The 15,191-nt window shown below is 32.2% G+C and carries 18 protein-coding genes and 2 pseudogenes; all 20 read left to right on the top strand.

The window, feature by feature from the left end:
- The first annotated feature begins 264 nt into the window (after positions 1-264).
- The 20 genes and pseudogenes from NYE61_RS06210 (at position 265) to NYE61_RS06115 (ending at position 15,181) form a co-directional block, all read left to right on the top strand.
- On the top strand, positions 265-741 hold the full coding sequence (locus NYE61_RS06210; protein ID WP_303447974.1) for a DUF2975 domain-containing protein: 477 nt from the start codon (positions 265-267) through the stop codon (positions 739-741).
- Between the two features lie 10 nt (positions 742-751).
- The gene (locus NYE61_RS06205; RefSeq protein ID WP_303447973.1) at positions 752-985 is read left to right on the top strand and encodes a helix-turn-helix transcriptional regulator; all 234 of its coding nucleotides are present in this window, start codon (positions 752-754) and stop codon (positions 983-985) included.
- Between the two features lie 527 nt (positions 986-1,512).
- Positions 1,513-2,733 carry an ABC transporter permease gene (locus NYE61_RS06200; protein WP_303447972.1) on the top strand — a complete coding sequence of 407 codons (1,221 nt, stop codon included), beginning with the start codon at positions 1,513-1,515 and terminating at the stop codon, positions 2,731-2,733.
- Complete coding sequence (locus NYE61_RS06195) at positions 2,730-3,392, top strand: ATP-binding cassette domain-containing protein (protein ID WP_303447971.1); 663 nt, start codon at positions 2,730-2,732, stop codon at positions 3,390-3,392. Before NYE61_RS06200 ends, NYE61_RS06195 begins: the two co-directional genes overlap by 4 nt.
- A 257-nt stretch (positions 3,393-3,649) precedes the next feature.
- Entirely contained in the window at positions 3,650-4,222 is a 573-nt protein-coding gene (locus NYE61_RS06190; RefSeq protein ID WP_303447970.1) for a histidine phosphatase family protein, read from the top strand.
- A 209-nt stretch (positions 4,223-4,431) separates the two neighbouring features.
- Complete coding sequence (locus tag NYE61_RS06185; RefSeq protein WP_303447969.1) at positions 4,432-4,635, top strand: hypothetical protein; 204 nt, start codon at positions 4,432-4,434, stop codon at positions 4,633-4,635.
- Between the two features lie 234 nt (positions 4,636-4,869).
- On the top strand, positions 4,870-5,625 hold the full coding sequence (locus NYE61_RS06180) for a class I SAM-dependent methyltransferase (RefSeq protein WP_303447968.1): 756 nt from the start codon (positions 4,870-4,872) through the stop codon (positions 5,623-5,625).
- A gap of 132 nt (positions 5,626-5,757) precedes the next feature.
- A complete protein-coding gene (locus NYE61_RS06175) occupies positions 5,758-6,303 on the top strand; it encodes a hypothetical protein (RefSeq protein ID WP_339317112.1) in 546 nt (181 codons plus the stop codon).
- Between the two features lie 215 nt (positions 6,304-6,518).
- Positions 6,519-7,016, top strand: a complete 498-nt coding sequence (locus tag NYE61_RS06170; RefSeq protein ID WP_303447966.1) for a kinase — start codon at positions 6,519-6,521, stop codon at positions 7,014-7,016.
- Positions 7,017-7,155: 139 nt separating this feature from the next.
- A complete protein-coding gene (locus NYE61_RS06165) occupies positions 7,156-7,566 on the top strand; it encodes an NUDIX hydrolase (RefSeq protein WP_303447965.1) in 411 nt (136 codons plus the stop codon).
- A gap of 428 nt (positions 7,567-7,994) precedes the next feature.
- Positions 7,995-8,177 carry a hypothetical protein gene (locus NYE61_RS06160; protein WP_303447964.1) on the top strand — a complete coding sequence of 61 codons (183 nt, stop codon included), beginning with the start codon at positions 7,995-7,997 and terminating at the stop codon, positions 8,175-8,177.
- Positions 8,178-8,508: 331 nt separating this feature from the next.
- On the top strand, positions 8,509-8,796 hold the full coding sequence (locus NYE61_RS06155; protein WP_303447963.1) for a TIGR04104 family putative zinc finger protein: 288 nt from the start codon (positions 8,509-8,511) through the stop codon (positions 8,794-8,796).
- Positions 8,797-9,297: 501 nt separating this feature from the next.
- Positions 9,298-9,783, top strand: coding sequence for a hypothetical protein (locus tag NYE61_RS06150; RefSeq protein ID WP_251660463.1), 486 nt, complete (start codon positions 9,298-9,300; stop codon positions 9,781-9,783).
- A gap of 124 nt (positions 9,784-9,907) precedes the next feature.
- A pseudogene (locus NYE61_RS06145) lies at positions 9,908-10,239 on the top strand (alcohol dehydrogenase); the annotation flags it as partial.
- A 146-nt stretch (positions 10,240-10,385) separates the two neighbouring features.
- Positions 10,386-10,964, top strand: a complete 579-nt coding sequence (gene plsY / locus NYE61_RS06140; RefSeq protein WP_095309430.1) for a glycerol-3-phosphate 1-O-acyltransferase PlsY — start codon at positions 10,386-10,388, stop codon at positions 10,962-10,964.
- A 406-nt stretch (positions 10,965-11,370) separates the two neighbouring features.
- Entirely contained in the window at positions 11,371-12,624 is a 1,254-nt protein-coding gene (locus tag NYE61_RS06135) for an aminopeptidase (protein WP_303447962.1), read from the top strand.
- 261 nt (positions 12,625-12,885) lie between these two features.
- Positions 12,886-13,191, top strand: a complete 306-nt coding sequence (locus tag NYE61_RS06130; RefSeq protein WP_118888761.1) for a hypothetical protein — start codon at positions 12,886-12,888, stop codon at positions 13,189-13,191.
- A gap of 430 nt (positions 13,192-13,621) precedes the next feature.
- Positions 13,622-14,033, top strand: a pseudogene (locus NYE61_RS06125) (NUDIX hydrolase).
- 429 nt (positions 14,034-14,462) lie between these two features.
- The gene (locus tag NYE61_RS06120) at positions 14,463-14,735 is read left to right on the top strand and encodes a hypothetical protein (protein WP_118888763.1); all 273 of its coding nucleotides are present in this window, start codon (positions 14,463-14,465) and stop codon (positions 14,733-14,735) included.
- A gap of 104 nt (positions 14,736-14,839) precedes the next feature.
- The gene (locus NYE61_RS06115; RefSeq protein WP_339317105.1) at positions 14,840-15,181 is read left to right on the top strand and encodes a metalloregulator ArsR/SmtB family transcription factor; all 342 of its coding nucleotides are present in this window, start codon (positions 14,840-14,842) and stop codon (positions 15,179-15,181) included.
- Positions 15,182-15,191: the final 10 nt, after the last annotated feature.

The following is a 15,191-nucleotide window of genomic DNA, read 5'->3' as shown; positions in this document are numbered from 1 at the left end:
AAATCGTTTGGAATATTATGTTAATATTAAATAAAAAAGTTCTTGAGCTAACGGGGCAGTTTAGTTGAAAAAGGATTATTAATTATGAGTAACTCGAAGTATAAAGGCATTCCTTTGTGAAGAAGGAATGCTTTTAATTTTGCTAGAAATTGAAGGTATTAAATATAACAATAAATAAATAACAAAATATGATAAATGTTTATTGCCATTCGATAAAAAATGTATTAAGGTGTAATTATCAGTTAATAAGTGAGGTGCTTTTTAATGAAACGAGGTTCAACAATTTTCTTAAAGATAGCTGTTTTTCTTATTGGAGTTATCGTACTTTCTTTGTGTATTTTTTTCCTGCCGTGGTTGGCAAATGATACGGCAGAAATGTTTCCAGAGTTTGCTTTTTTACAGTATCCTGTTTTATTAGGTTTGTATGTAACTACTATCCCATTTTTTGTTGCTCTGTATCAGGCTATAAGACTTCTGAAATTAATTGATAATGAAGATGCCTTTTCGGAGTCATCTGTAAACTCTTTAAACCTAATTAAGTATTGTGCAATTACTATAAGTATCTTGTATGTAATAGGGTCCATCTTACTTATGTCACAAAGTGCTTTGCATCCAGGAATAGCAATTATCGGCTTTATAATAATTTTTGCCTCGGTTGTTATAGCAGTATTTGCTGCAGTTCTTCAAAAATTATTAAGAAATGCACTAGATATAAAGTCAGAGAATGATCTAACAGTTTGAGGTGAAAACAATGGCAATTATAATCAATATTGATGTGATGTTAGCAAAAAGGAAAATGAGTGTAACTGAGCTCTCAAATAGGGTTGGGATAACGATGGCTAATATCTCCATTCTAAAAAATGGAAAAGCGAAGGCTATTAGGTTCTCAACATTAGAAGCTATTTGCGAGGCTTTGGAATGCCAGCCTGGTGATATTCTTGAATACCAGAGTGAATCGACTTCCAACACCAAAGAACAGATTTAATTTTTTAGGGGGGAGAGATATGGATATTTTAAAACGTATCTTACTAATAGGTAATTTAGCTTACTTCATGTCAACTTTAAGGAGTAGTTTATGAAATATTCTTTATTTAGATTTTTCGACGTTTTTGAGGCGGTTGCTATCTACCTATTCTGTTTTGCTTCAAACTTACTATTTATTTATGTACAAACTTTGAATTTAGAAGGTTCTTCTATTTTAAAGTCTTTTTTAGAAAGTATTGTAGATTATCAACTTATAATAAATATTTTTCTTACATTTATTATCATAGTATTTCACTATCAATTTTTAAATCGCAGGAAAACAGAAATATCCTGCCGAATACTTGTAGGAGATACAATGGTGAATATTATCATCCGGTATATCTTGAATAGTCTAGCTATTTTAGTGTTTAGTTTTTTACTCTCACTTTCATTGAACTTCTATTTAGGGCTGAATATAACCAGCAATCTATACTTAGTTTTTATTTTTATTATATATATATTAATTAGTGCAGGTCAGGTGAAAAAAGAATGAGAATTTTACATTTTTTTATAACTAGAATATTTTTGAAAAGATGGATACTTGTTTTGGGTATGATAATATTACTTTTTTTAGCTAATTATCTTTCTTTTACTACTGCTCGTTCAATTATTTCAACTTATCAAGGTTATCAAGAAATAGAAACTTTGAATCAAGAAGGAACTTTTATTGCTAATCTAGACCCAAATAGTGAAGCTGATTTTGATAGAATTGAAATAGATGATACACAAAAAGTGTATGAATATTTAGACAACAATTATACTTATGCTCTACAAGCCGATGGTTTTGTCACTTCATTATATAATAAATATAAGATGGAAGTTTCTTTCAATTATATCAATGAAGAGGCTTATAAGATAAATCAATTTAGATTATCTCAAGGAAACCACTTAGACTTCAACTATAAATTTAATAAAGAAGAAATACCTGTTTTAGTAGGTGCAGGTCTGGCCACAACATATCCTGTAGGGTCAACTATTGAGATTACAGATCCTGTCACCAAACAATTAGTCAATTTAAAAGTTCAAGGGGTCTTGGAGAAGAATACTCATCGTTCTAATTTTTATGCTCCTAATTCAAAAAATTATTTCAATTTTTCAATCTTTCTACCTGTTAATGAAGAATTTATTCAAAGTTCGGGTCTTGACCTGCACGTTAATGGTCTGATGGACATTGCGCTTCTTGATTCGACAAAAGAGAAAGCAGCGGATTTAAATGAACTTATCCAGGAAAATCTAGGTTTAGAATTTAACTTTTTTAATCAACAAGAAAACTTCAATTACTTTGAAGATTATTATGTTAATTCATTAAAAATCATCTGTATTATCACCTTTATTTTGCTACTAATCATTGTTTGTCTAGCTACCTGGAATACTTTGATAAGCATTCGTTTAATGATAAAAGATTTTACAATCAATTTATTAGTCGGATTGAGTCATTCAAAACTAAGAGCAATTTTTTATAGTTATTTTGGAATATTGTTTTCTATTACTCTAGCCATACTATTTGTGATAACCGCTTTCAATAGATACGGCTTTTGGTTAAGGAAAGAATCAACTTTTGCTACTTACGGAATATTTGGTTTAATAAGCATGGATTGGATTGCTTTACTAATTGTCCTGTTTATAGATTTGATTATTGGGTTTGCGATTGTTGAACTTACGATAAGAAAAATTAAAAGGATTCCGATCTCCGTGGGGGTATTACAATGAATAGTATAATTAAACTAAAAATCCGGAAAAAAACATTCAAAAAGAAAGGTTTTTCTATCTTAAATGACTTTGAATTGGAAGTTAAATCTGGGGAAAGACTTTCTATTATAGGGGAGTCTGGAGTTGGAAAAACTTCTTTGCTTAATATTATTGGTCTACTTGATACTCAATATCAAGGGAGCTATAAACTTTTTGATTCATCTGTTAAGGATTTATCACGAAATAAACTAGCTGAGTGGCGTAATCAAAAAATTGGTTTTGTTCTTCAGGAATCCGCACTAATTAATTCTTTGACCATAGAGGATAATATTAAATTGCCGCTTATGTATGCTAACATTGAAAAAGACCTAACTGTGCAAGATCGCTTTAAACGAATTGTTACTAAAATTGGGATTGAGCCCATTTTGAAAAAAAAACCACTTGAGTGTTCTGGTGGCCAACGATCTAGAGCTGTTTTTGCTAGGGCTGTAATTATGAAACCCCAAATAATTTTAGCAGATGAACCAACTGCGTCTTTAGATTCGAAAAATAAAGAAAAAATTATCAATCTACTTTTTGATATGAATAAAGAACTTAATACTACTATTATTACAGTGACTCATGATTTAGATGTAGCCAATCGTCATGAACGAATAATTACTCTCGAAAGGAATGAATAAAATGGGATTCTATATAATGATCGTGTCATTCATACTTGGCATATTCTTCACTATTGTTGGTGTTGCTCGTAGGAAAAGGAATTTTTTATACAAGTCTTTCATAGTTCTAGGAATCATTCTCATTCTTTTTGCTGTTTATCTAGCAAGGCCACATTAAGAATCGTAGTTAGATACATAGATCACAAATGAGTTATATTTGGTAGCATAGGTAATAGTATATTATTAGAGAAAATGGCTTTAAATACTGGAGGATAATAATGAAAACTTATATATATATGGTGAGACATGGTGATTCACCAAAAGTCGGAAGTGAAAGAACAAGAGGGTTAACTATTAAAGGAAAAATAGATGCTCATCGAATAACTAATTTATTAAAAGAAGAAGGTATTAACACTGTTATCTCCAGTCCATACAAGCGTTCAATCCTAACACTTCAGGAATTAGCAGATCAATTAGGGCAAAAAGTTCTAATATTCGAGGACCTTAAAGAAAGAATATTTACCTTAGAGGATAGACGAATATCTGATAAGGAATTAATCCCGTTATTAAACAAGTCATTCTATGAATCAACCTATGCTTTACCTGGAGGGGAGTCTAATCAGGACTGCCAGACAAGAGCTATAAAAACCTTAAAAGAAATATTACATACTTATCAAGGACAGAAAGTAGTTGTAGGTACTCATGGAGCTGTAATGACTTTAATGATGGGTTATTATGATAGTAAATTTGATATAGAATTTTTACTCCACACATCAAAACCAGATGTATACAGAATGGAATTTAATGGAGAAGAGTTGGTGGAAGTTAGTAGAATGTGGGAGTATACATAGCGGCATATAGATAAGTAAAAGGGTTGGTGAAATAGGTGATCTGACAACCTGTTAGATTATGCTATTTGTGAAAAAACAAACTTAACTATCGGGTGCAAGAGTTACACAGGAGATTATTAAGTTGATCCTCTCTCTTATGTACTTCTTGTTGGGCTGATGACCCATTTTCTTAAATATATAATATAATAAAAAGTCTAGGAGGAGATACGGTGAGTGAATCTAAAGATTATAGAAAATTTAAAATAAGTTTCCATTTAATTATTTTAATTTTTGCAATCGGTTTAATCATATCATCTATATTAGGTTTTAATGAGATGGATAGAGCATTGCTTTATTTAATATTGGGTATCTTGTTTGCACTTGAAAGCACGTATGGGTTATATAAAAATTTTAATAGGAAACATACACATTAAACAAAATCTTATTTAACTATCTGGTGCAAGAGCATTTACGAGTAATTTGAATCTATCTGAGGGAGTTAAACAAGGCGATCATCGAAACGATCGTCTTGTTTCTTTTTAAAATATTGCTTCAATATCATGCTATTATTAAATCTGAAGTTATTTTATTAAGGGGGCAGGATACTTTAAGAGGGTTATATAAGTAAATTAGTGGTCTTATAACAAATGACAATGGAGGGATAGAATTTGAAACAAAATGTAGGTACTGAAGAAGCAATTAAGAGATGGGATGCCTTTGCAGATACATATTCAGAAAATCATTCTGATCAAGGAGACCTTCATAAAGAAATCTTCCTAAATCCCACATTATTTTCACTAATGGAGAATGTAAATAATAAAAAAGTTTTAGATGCAGGGTGTGGTGAAGGATATTTAAGCAGGATTTTATCCAAATCGGGTGCTACTGTGACAGCAGTGGATTATTCTCCAAGAATGATAGAAATTGCTAAAGAAAGAACTTCAAAAGATCTGTTAATTGATTATAGACAAGGTAATTGTGAGGATTTGAATATATTAGAAGGTAAAAGTTTCGATTTAGTAGTATCCAATATGGTTATTCAAGACCTTGAGAATTATGAAAAGGCATTTTCAGAAATGTACCGGTTATTAGTAGATGGAGGCAGTTTTATTTTTTCAATATTGCATCCTTGTTTTGTTACTCCCGAATGCGGATGGGAGGGAACAGAGAGTGGTGAAAAATTGCATTGGAACGTCGATAAATATTTTTATGAAGGTGCTTATGAACAAGGGTTAGGTGATAAAGAGAAGATGCTATTCTTCCATAGAACATTAACAAGCTATATAAACACTTTAATCAAAACAGGTTTTGTATTAGAAAGTATTGTAGAGCCCAAGCCGTCAAGAGAGATGCTAAAAAAATATCCTTCCTTTGAAGAAGATTTCAGATGTGCTGACTTTATTGTTTTTAAGTTAAAAAAGTAAATTGTTCAACTAAACCAGCTAATAGAAGCTCCCCCTCTTATTGAACTATATGGTGCATTGTTAAAAAGGAATAGTAACTTACTTCGCACTTGTGAATAGAAAAATGCAACAAAAAAAGAAAGGTAGTAAAAGATGTTTCAAAAATTATATTCACGATTATTTTATTTATTGACTCGATTTACTTTGTACTCCTTGTTTAAAAGCAAAGAATCAAAGTTGAAGAAAACAAAGTCCTATGAAGACATCAACTCTATAATGAGAGATGGCTTGGAAAATCTTATTAAGAACAAATATTTACGTGAAGATTTAACAGAAGGATCAAATACCGCAAAAATAAAAAACGGTAAAAGGTTGATATCAGCATTCGTAGTCAATCGAGATAAAAAAGACGAAGATGATTTTTATATTCAGGTAGCCAAAGAATGGGTGAAAGGCTACGAGAAAAAATTTCATCGTGCATCCCTGATATTTATTGTCTTATTTCTTCTTTGGTGGGCGAGTGGTATATTCCTGAATCAGTATATAAGCAACATTACTGGATTGATATTTCTGTTAGGAGTTTTTCTGTTTCCTATATTTGGCTTCTTAGTTGCAGGGCTTGGTAAAGGCTGTAAGAAATGGCTCCTTGCCGCAATTAATGTCTTTTGCTTTATGGTATTTGTTGCTATTGTATTATAAACTTGATCAAGTAAATGGTGGGTTTCTGAAAGAAGGAATTCGCACTCTTTTTGTTGAAGTATAGGGGCAGAAGAGTTGAATAAGGTAAAAGAAGGAGAAACATACTTTTTTGTAGAATTTACTAAAGGGGAAGTTATGTTCAATAACGAAAAATTGATTATTGTATTGAAGTATTAAAGGTAAGAAACAAAATTAGACAACAGGCAGGGAAGTATATGGAATCCAAGCTAATTATCATACGGGGCAATTCAGGAAGTGGAAAAACGACGACTGCGAAAAGTCTTCAAAATCATTTAGGTCACGGAACTCTCCTTGTTTCTCAGGATGTCGTTCGTCGAGATATGTTGAAGGTTCGGGATAGAGATGGAAATCCTTCAATTGATTTTATTCGCCAAATTGCGGAATATGGTAAAGATAAGTGTGAATTCGTTATTGTAGAAGGAATCTTGTATAAAAATCGTTATGGTGAAATGTTGAATAATCTTATCCAGTTTTACAATCAAAAGGTATATACATATTATTTTGATTTATCCTTTGAGGAAACAGTCAAACGTCACAACTCTCGTTCAAAAAAGATGGAGTTTGGAGAAGAATCTTTATGTCGCTGGTGGAATCCAAGTGATTATCTTGGAGTAGATGGAGAAACTTTATTTACTAATAATATGACACACAATGATGTGTTGAAACTGATTTTAAATCAACTACAAAAGTAATTATTTCCTATCGCTTCTTCAACTACGGGTGAGTTGATCCAACAAGTATCAATCTACTTTACGTAGAAGATATTTTATTAATGAGCAGGAAAGTCGAAGAACATTCCGTTAACCCTTAAAAACTTAGGAGTGAGTAAAAATGATAAGAGTGGATGTAGCGTATGCACTTATTTATGATGAGGATAAGAAAAAAATCCTTATGGTTAATAACAGGGGTGGAGGTTGGACCCTGCCTGGTGGTGCAGTGGAACAAGGGGAAACCCTAGAACAAGCAGTTATTCGAGAGGTTAAGGAGGAAACAAGTTTAACAATTGAAGCTGGAGAAATTATAGCTGTCAATGAAGCAATATTTGAAGAAAAGGGACATCACGCTTTATTTATAACATTTAAAGCTAAAGTCATCGAAGGAGAAATCTTGATTATAGACAAAGACGAAATTTCGAAAATAGAATGGGTAGACATACAAAGGGCTAATGAATTAATGCCTTATCATCCTAGTGGAGTTAATAGCTTGCTTAAAGCCTCATCTCCATATACATTTCAAGGATAATAAACATTTGCCATTGTTCAACTAACTGGTGCGTTAATTCAAGAAGGATTAACGCTATTTTACGTAGAAGTTATTGTACTAACGGGGTAGTTTAATTTAATAGCAATTATTTTTACAATGTCTTATGACATATCTTTTTGTTGAGGTGATTACGTGGATCATAATGAGTACAAAACATATTTGAAGCATCAATATTTCCATGAAATTCGATCATTACAATCGGTTAATGACGTTATCTCTGCGTTTCAAAAAAAATAGATATTGTTGAAACAGGGTTGGCAGAATCCGAAGCAATTTTTTTGAAAATGACAGCTCTTAACTATATTAATGCACACAATAACGGCCTCATAAAGCCTAACCTGGATAACTTAAATTTCGTTCCGTATGAGATAGTAAGAAATGAAAAGAGTGATCATTACTATAATCTTATGAGAGAGGCTACATCAGATGATGAAAGAATAATTGTCATTATCGAATCGCAGTTAAATGAAATAACCTCCAATTGCCAAGAACTAAAGGTTGACCTGATTATCGAACGTGGAATCGACACTTATCATGTTAATCAGGAAACACCTGATTTTTTTACATATCTAATGCTTTTTGATAATTAATCATGAGGAAATAAAGTGCTATAATCTCTTCAAATATTGTATTATGGGTAGGTAGTTTTCTTATTCTTAGTTATGGGATTTAAACGTTAAACCTTTTGTTGCTAACGGGTACGATAGTTATACAAGGTGATTATTTTTGATCGCCTTTTCTTTTGAGAAAATCAAATAATATATTTCGAATACTGTGTTATTATTTAGAGATATTCAGCTAACGGGGCAGGATTGTTCAATAAGGATATTCGCTTTTTATCAATAAAAATCAAAAAGGACTAATAACATTGAAGCTCTTTATTGTGCAGTTCGTATGTAATAAGAAGGGGGTGTTGTTTAAATGCCTATTTGCCAAAATTGCGGTGAAGAATGGACTTGGAAACAAACTGTGAAAACACTATTCAGATTGAAATGTCCACATTGTGGAAATAAACAATATGAGTCAGCTTCTTCCAAGAAAAGAACGAATATGATTGGTCTAATACCACTAATCGCATTGCCTATTAACGTCTTTTTTAGTTTTCCTTGGTGGATGGTTATCGTTATTATGATACCTATGATAGCAGTTATTTTGATTGTCTATCCGTATATGATTAAAGTTTCCAATGAAGAAGAACCCTTCTGGTGAATTATAATTTAGCTTTTCACTATTCAACAAAACCAGCTAATAGTAGCACGCTTCTTATTGCGTTAACTGGTGCTTTAATGTAACAAGAAATTTTGTAGGAGATATTTTATAAATGCTGGAGGTGGTACCAATATGTTTAGGAAAAGCATCAGATTTCCATCAATATTTTTTGTGGTATCAATTATTTGGCAGTTAATTTTTGATAGAGAGGTTAAATGGGTTGATAATATAGGGATATGTTTTATGATGTTCTTGTTTATTTTATTTTATAATTGGTCGAAAGTCCCTTATAAATGGAAAAAGGACAATAATGACAAATAAAAAAATTTCCAAAGGATTTTTTACTAACTGGTGCGATAGTGACAGAAGGAGATCAAAGTGAGATCGCCTTTTTCTTATGGTTAAAATCTTGATTTTATTATTGGAATATTATGTTAGTATTTAGGTAGAAGTTAAAGCTAACGGTAGGATTATTGAATAAGTCGAGTAGTAAAAAAGGGAATGAATAATCTGAATATAAAAATATTGTGTTTTAAGAAATTTAAAGGGAAAGAAAAGCCTGTTGACTATGTTAATTGGGCTTATAGTCTGTGGGAAAATGAAACTCGAACACCATCCGTAAATATCCTCGCTTCATTGAGAGAGCCACTAAATATTTTTGAAGTAGAAGACTATTTTAATAGAGCTTTAGGTGAATTAGGTATAAAGGAGCCTTCTTATGAAGAATGTGCAAAATGTTATATACGTTATTTATTAATGCAAATAATAGATGATCATAATAAAGCAATAAACTTGGCATATGAAATATATGAAGTGGTTCGTGAACACTTTACTAATGAGGAATTAGAGATATGGTTTGAAATAAGTGAAATGATAGATGACTTTCGTTATGGCGATAATATAAATAAATTTACCGAAGACTTCATAATAACTATTATTGTACAAGAAGCAAAGAAACAATTAATTAGCAAGTTCTTATTGAGCTAACGGGTGTGATAGTTAAACAAGGTGATTATTATATTTGATCGCTTTTTTCTGCTGGAAAAATTCAATAAAATGTTTAAAATATTATGCTATCATCGAAGTATAAGCTGGCAGGATAGTTAAAGTTTCGCTTAATGAAACAGTTATGTAATTAACAAATGGAGTGGGGGAAGATGCTGCTATCGATTCTGTTGGAGGCGCTGATGGGAATGAATTAGCTTTTAGTGTCCTCTGTAATGGCAATTTTTTAACAATTGGTCTTTTATCTGGGGTACAAGTAAATTGGGTAGAGATTGTAAACAAGGCAAAAGTAAATGCTAATATATTTCATTTACGGAATTGGAATAAAAATGTTTCAGCAAATAAATGGCAAGAAACTTTTCAAACGTAAAAAAGGCTGTTGAGGTTGTAGAGTCTTCTAAAACAACCAAGGGAAAAGTATTTTTAACAAGTTATTAAGTCTTATTAAGCAAACTGTTGCTTTTCTTGAAAAAAAATTGCAACTAGTGCCATTAAAGGGGCAGGTTATGTAAGAAGGATTGCAGGAAAATCATATGCAATAAATAGGCATACTTACTTAACAAACTATGTAAGGAGATAATAATTTGAACATTTTAACTTTGAGTCTAAGTTATTTAATTGGCTCAATCTCATTTGCTTTAGTAATCGGCAAAATATTTTATAAGAAAGATATTCGTGATTACGGTAGTGGTAATCTTGGCGCAACTAATGCTTATAGAGTTTTAGGCATAAAAGCAGGATTTATTGTTGCAATTGCTGATATATTAAAAGGTACATTTGCTTGTTTACTTCCCCAAATACTTGGTTCTACAGTTAACCCTATTGTATGTGGTTTATTAGCCATATTAGGGCACATATTTTCTGTTTTTGCTAGTTTTAAAGGTGGAAAGGCTGTTGCGACAGCAACTGGAGTCTTCTTGTTTTTGACTCCTTTAGGTGTTTGTGTTGGTTTTGTTGTGTTCGTGTTAACTTTGCTATTTACTAAGTATGTATCACTAAGTTCAATGTTGGCTAGTATAGCATTATTCATTTACAGTCTTATATTTGAAGATAAAGTTATCATAGCACTTTCTCTCCTAATAAGCGTATCAATAATTGTTCTACATCGACAAAATATAAAGAGAATTGTAAATGGAACAGAGAACAAAATAGTTGGAAATTAGTTATTGCTTGTTAAGCTAACTGGTACAAAAGTTGAAGATGTAATGAATAGCACCTATTTCTTACTTTTGGAACCAAATATAAAGAAGAGCAAGTAACCCTGCTCTTCTAAACGAATTCTATTGGTTGAATATAAATTCTTCAGTAGCGATGATCATTCTTTCATTTGTTGTTGGAGTGATTTCTACTATTTATTTTTATTGGTAACAGAGGGAATCGAAAAGCGTATAATACGTAATTGCTTATTAAGTAAACCAGCTAATAGAAGCTCGTTGGTTACTGCACTATAGGGTGCGATAATTCAAGAAGGATTATCGCATTTTTTGTCGAAGTAGAGGGGTAGGATAGTTTAAGTACGTCTGGGGTCTGTAGCAAAATTATACAAGAGCATCACAGGGGAGATATTAAATGAATAAAGGAATATATGAATTTATAAGTGAACAACAGTTAAAAATGTATGCAGAACTTGCTGTACGAACAGGTGTAAATCTGCAAAAAAATCAATTACTGATTATTCATAGTGATATACAAAATGCTACGTTTGCACGTCTAATCCAAACGGTAGCATACGAGGCAGGAGCTTCAAATGTATTTATAGATTGGACAGATGAACAGTCAACCAAAGAATTTTACTTAAATGCAGCAGATAGTATCATCGATCACTTTCCTGATTGGCAGGCTGCCCGTTTTAAGGAGTGGGACGATGCAGGTGCTGCTTACATCCATATTATTTCTGAAAACTTAGATGTCTATAAGGAGGTTTCTACAGAAAGGATAAGTCGTTTCCAAAAAGCTTCTCGTACGAAATTGAGGGATTATTATGCGAAAATTAGATCCCACGAGGTACGCTGGTGTCTTCTAGCTGTCCCGTATGTTGTATGGGCAACTAAAGTATTTCCTAACCTAAGTAAAGAAGAAGCTTTACAATCATTATGGAAATTAATTTTAAAAGGATCACGGGCAGATGGGGAAAATCCTATAAAAGATTGGGAGAGTCACAATAGAGCCTTCGAGTCTCGAAAAAAAATCCTAAACGAGAGCCAATTTGAAGCCTTGCATTTTACAAATAGCGGTGGAACTGATTTATTAGTTGGTCTACCTAAAAATCATCACTATATCGGTGGGGGTGTCATAGATGAAAATGGAATACCTTTCTTTCCGAACATTCCTACGGAAGAAATATTTACTGCTCCCCATAAAAATAAGGTAAATGGCAAATTGGTAGGTACTAAACCTCTTATCTATGGTGGAAGTGTCATCGATGAATTTTATCTAATTTTTAAAGATGGACGGATTACCGACTATTATGCCGCAAAGGGACAGGAAGTGTTACAAAATATCATTGAAACAGACGAAGGTTCACATTATCTAGGTGAAATTGCCTTAGTCTCTAATAAATCTCCTCTTGCTCAGGCAGATACTCTTTTTTACAATACCTTATTTGATGAAAATACGACCTGTCATATTGGAATCGGAAATGCATCTCCCTCCAATATTCAAAATGGCATTGACCAATCTGAGGAAGAGTTGAAGGAAGCGGGTCTGAATAATTCACTTTTGTTAGTTAATGTAACTTTTGGTACCGAAGATATGAAAGTAGTAGGCATTAAAGAAGGTGGAACTGAAGTCCTGCTAATGAAGGATGGGGATTTCCAATTCTAAATTGTCTACAACTTAAAAACAGAGAAAACTGGTTTCTGGTGGATTAGATTTAGTGCTAGTTATAGTGAAAACAAACTGGGCAGCATTCCTGTAACAAATGAAGATTATGGGTTATGTTTGTGAAAGAATGTACTTAAACAAACGGGTGCATTACTCAAAAGTGACTATCTTGTTAAAGGGATGGCAGTCGAAGATTAGTGGGACGGAAATGAGAATAATAAAATGTGATTGTGGACTATAAATGATCGGGGTGGAAATTTAATGAAAAACAAAGATACTATTTATGATATTGTCGTGCATACTGTCAATTTAATTCTATTGGGAGCTATCGGTTTTCTTGCGTTTTTCTCTGTGGTAAATATTAGCCCACACCGAGACCCCGTCTCTGACATGTTTGGATTCGGTACAATTATTTTCCTGACTGTAATGTGGGCAATCAATTACTGGTTCCAATTCAAGAAAAGAAAATGGATTCTACCAATAGCCGGAACCGTCCTTTTCGTCGCCATCGCTTTGTTTATCTTGGATGTGGGCATACCATTCTTATACGACACTTTTATTAGATAAGCCCGCGACCATATAGAATAATAGAAGTAATAAATATTGTTTTTATCATTCTACTTTACTAACCGGTGCATTACTGATAGAAGGATAATGCTCCTCCTTATTCAAGTAACGCAACAGAATAAAAATAGCTTTGAGAGGATGATTAAAATTATAATTGGTATTATAATTTTAATTGCACTTTGCTTAATACTCTGGTTTTTTAAAATAAACACATCCTATGTAATACCTAATTTAATAGAATGGGCTACAAAGTTCATTCTTCCTTGGATAACGTTGTATTGGATAATTAGGTTGGTTAAAAGTATAGAAAAAATAAAATAACAACTTATTCAAGTAACTAGTACATAGAAGATATTTTACTGGTGGGGTAGGGTAGCCGAAAAGCATTCCGTAATAATTTAATCCTGAAAAACATAGGAGAGAGTAAGAAATGATAAGAGTCGATGTAACTTATGCATTTATTTAACAATGAGGATAAGAAAAAAATCCTTATGGTTAATAACAAGGGTGGAGGTTGGTCTCTCCCTGGTGGTGCAATGGAAAAAGGAGAAAATCTAGAACAAGCAGTTATTCGAGAGGTCAAGAAAGAAACAAGTTTAACAATTGAAGCTGGAGAAATTATAGCTCTCAATGAAGCTATATTTAAAGACAAGGGACATCACGCTATATTTATAACATTTAATGCAAAAGTAATCGAAGGAGAAATTTCCATTATAGACAAAGACGAAATTTCAGAAATAGAATGGGTATCCATACAAAGGGCTAATGAATTAATGCCTTATCATCTTAATGGAGTTGACAGGATATTTAAAGCCTCATCTCCTTATACATTTCAAGGATAATAAACCCCGGCCCATCTTCAACGTTAATTCAAGAAGGATTAACGTTATTTTACGTAGATGTAAGACATTTTTATGAAAAGAGTGGTTTCCAATCTTGCGACAAGGGATCTTTAGTAGCTTTCGCTATGTTGAGTTAGATGGATTAGTTTAAAAGGCATTTTGTTATGAAAAAACATAAAATAGGGAGTTGCACTTTAGACTAGGTGCAACATTTTACATAAAACAATGCGTATTCAATTAAGCAACAATTTCTGAATTATAAAAATATGAACTTAAAGTAACGGGTGTCTATGTTGAACAATGGGGTTGCTGCGGCAATCCTTTTTCTTATTCGACTAACTTGGAAAGATTGTTTAATAGTGAAACTATTTGTTTTTTAATCCGTACATAAGTTTAGGGAACAAATAATATATGGAGGTTTAAAAATATATGGAATACATTCTTATAATCATAGCTTTTCTTATAATAATAAATGTAACGGCTAAGGTGAATAAATTAGAAGGTCGCATAAAAAGAATGCAATATACCTTAGACCAAGTAACCAAACAATCGGGTCTGCCTGAAAATCCAATCAATGATGAACTACGTAAACTAATAAAAGAGGGCGAAGATGTAAAAGCAATTAAAAAAGCAAGAGAAACTTTGGGTCTTTCACTGATAGAGGGTAAAGAATATATTGATAAGTTGAAATTCAATGATTGATAATTCTTGATTTACCCACAAAAGCACAAAACGAAAGATCGGATATGTTTTTAATTTAACTAAACAGTTGAGTATAAATTGAGAAGTTTGTTATATTTAACCATATGGTTAATCAATATCAAGATAACTTAAATGAAATTTTTCATGCTTTATCCGATCCAACAAGGAGAGAAATCGTTTATATGATGGCTCAAAAGGAGAGGACAGTTTCAGAGTTAGCAGAGCCTTTTGACATGTCTTTAGCAGCTATTTCTAAACATATAAAGGTTCTTGAACGAGCAAATTTAGTGGAGAGGAATGTAAGAGGAAGAACGCATATATGTAGATTAAACGCAGTGTCATTGTCTCAAGTTTCTGAATGGCTTCGTTTTTATGAGAGGTTTTGGAGTAATCGTTTTGACCCTCTTGAGAAAGAGTTAATAAAGGCACAAAAGAAAGAACATTAAATTACATAAA

Source organism: Oceanobacillus sp. FSL W7-1304, assembly GCF_037969805.1.
GTDB lineage: Bacteria > Bacillota > Bacilli > Bacillales > Amphibacillaceae > Oceanobacillus > Oceanobacillus profundus.
This window is presented reverse-complemented; position numbering and strand designations above follow the sequence as displayed.

Bases quoted from the DNA above. Each gene is read 5' to 3' on its own strand.
- NYE61_RS06210 (WP_303447974.1), top strand. From the start codon at position 265: ATGAAACGAGGTTCAACAATTTTCTTAAAGATAGCTGTTTTTCTTATT.
- NYE61_RS06205 (WP_303447973.1), top strand. From the start codon at position 752: ATGGCAATTATAATCAATATTGATGTGATGTTAGCAAAAAGGAAAATG.
- NYE61_RS06200 (WP_303447972.1), top strand. From the start codon at position 1,513: ATGAGAATTTTACATTTTTTTATAACTAGAATATTTTTGAAAAGATGG.
- NYE61_RS06195 (WP_303447971.1), top strand. From the start codon at position 2,730: ATGAATAGTATAATTAAACTAAAAATCCGGAAAAAAACATTCAAAAAG.
- NYE61_RS06190 (WP_303447970.1), top strand. From the start codon at position 3,650: ATGAAAACTTATATATATATGGTGAGACATGGTGATTCACCAAAAGTC.
- NYE61_RS06175 (WP_339317112.1), top strand. From the start codon at position 5,758: ATGTTTCAAAAATTATATTCACGATTATTTTATTTATTGACTCGATTT.
- NYE61_RS06170 (WP_303447966.1), top strand. From the start codon at position 6,519: ATGGAATCCAAGCTAATTATCATACGGGGCAATTCAGGAAGTGGAAAA.
- NYE61_RS06165 (WP_303447965.1), top strand. From the start codon at position 7,156: ATGATAAGAGTGGATGTAGCGTATGCACTTATTTATGATGAGGATAAG.
- NYE61_RS06160 (WP_303447964.1), top strand. From the start codon at position 7,995: ATGAGAGAGGCTACATCAGATGATGAAAGAATAATTGTCATTATCGAA.
- NYE61_RS06155 (WP_303447963.1), top strand. From the start codon at position 8,509: ATGCCTATTTGCCAAAATTGCGGTGAAGAATGGACTTGGAAACAAACT.
- NYE61_RS06150 (WP_251660463.1), top strand. From the start codon at position 9,298: ATGAATAATCTGAATATAAAAATATTGTGTTTTAAGAAATTTAAAGGG.
- NYE61_RS06135 (WP_303447962.1), top strand. From the start codon at position 11,371: ATGAATAAAGGAATATATGAATTTATAAGTGAACAACAGTTAAAAATG.
- NYE61_RS06130 (WP_118888761.1), top strand. From the start codon at position 12,886: ATGAAAAACAAAGATACTATTTATGATATTGTCGTGCATACTGTCAAT.
- NYE61_RS06120 (WP_118888763.1), top strand. From the start codon at position 14,463: ATGGAATACATTCTTATAATCATAGCTTTTCTTATAATAATAAATGTA.
- NYE61_RS06115 (WP_339317105.1), top strand. From the start codon at position 14,840: ATGGTTAATCAATATCAAGATAACTTAAATGAAATTTTTCATGCTTTA.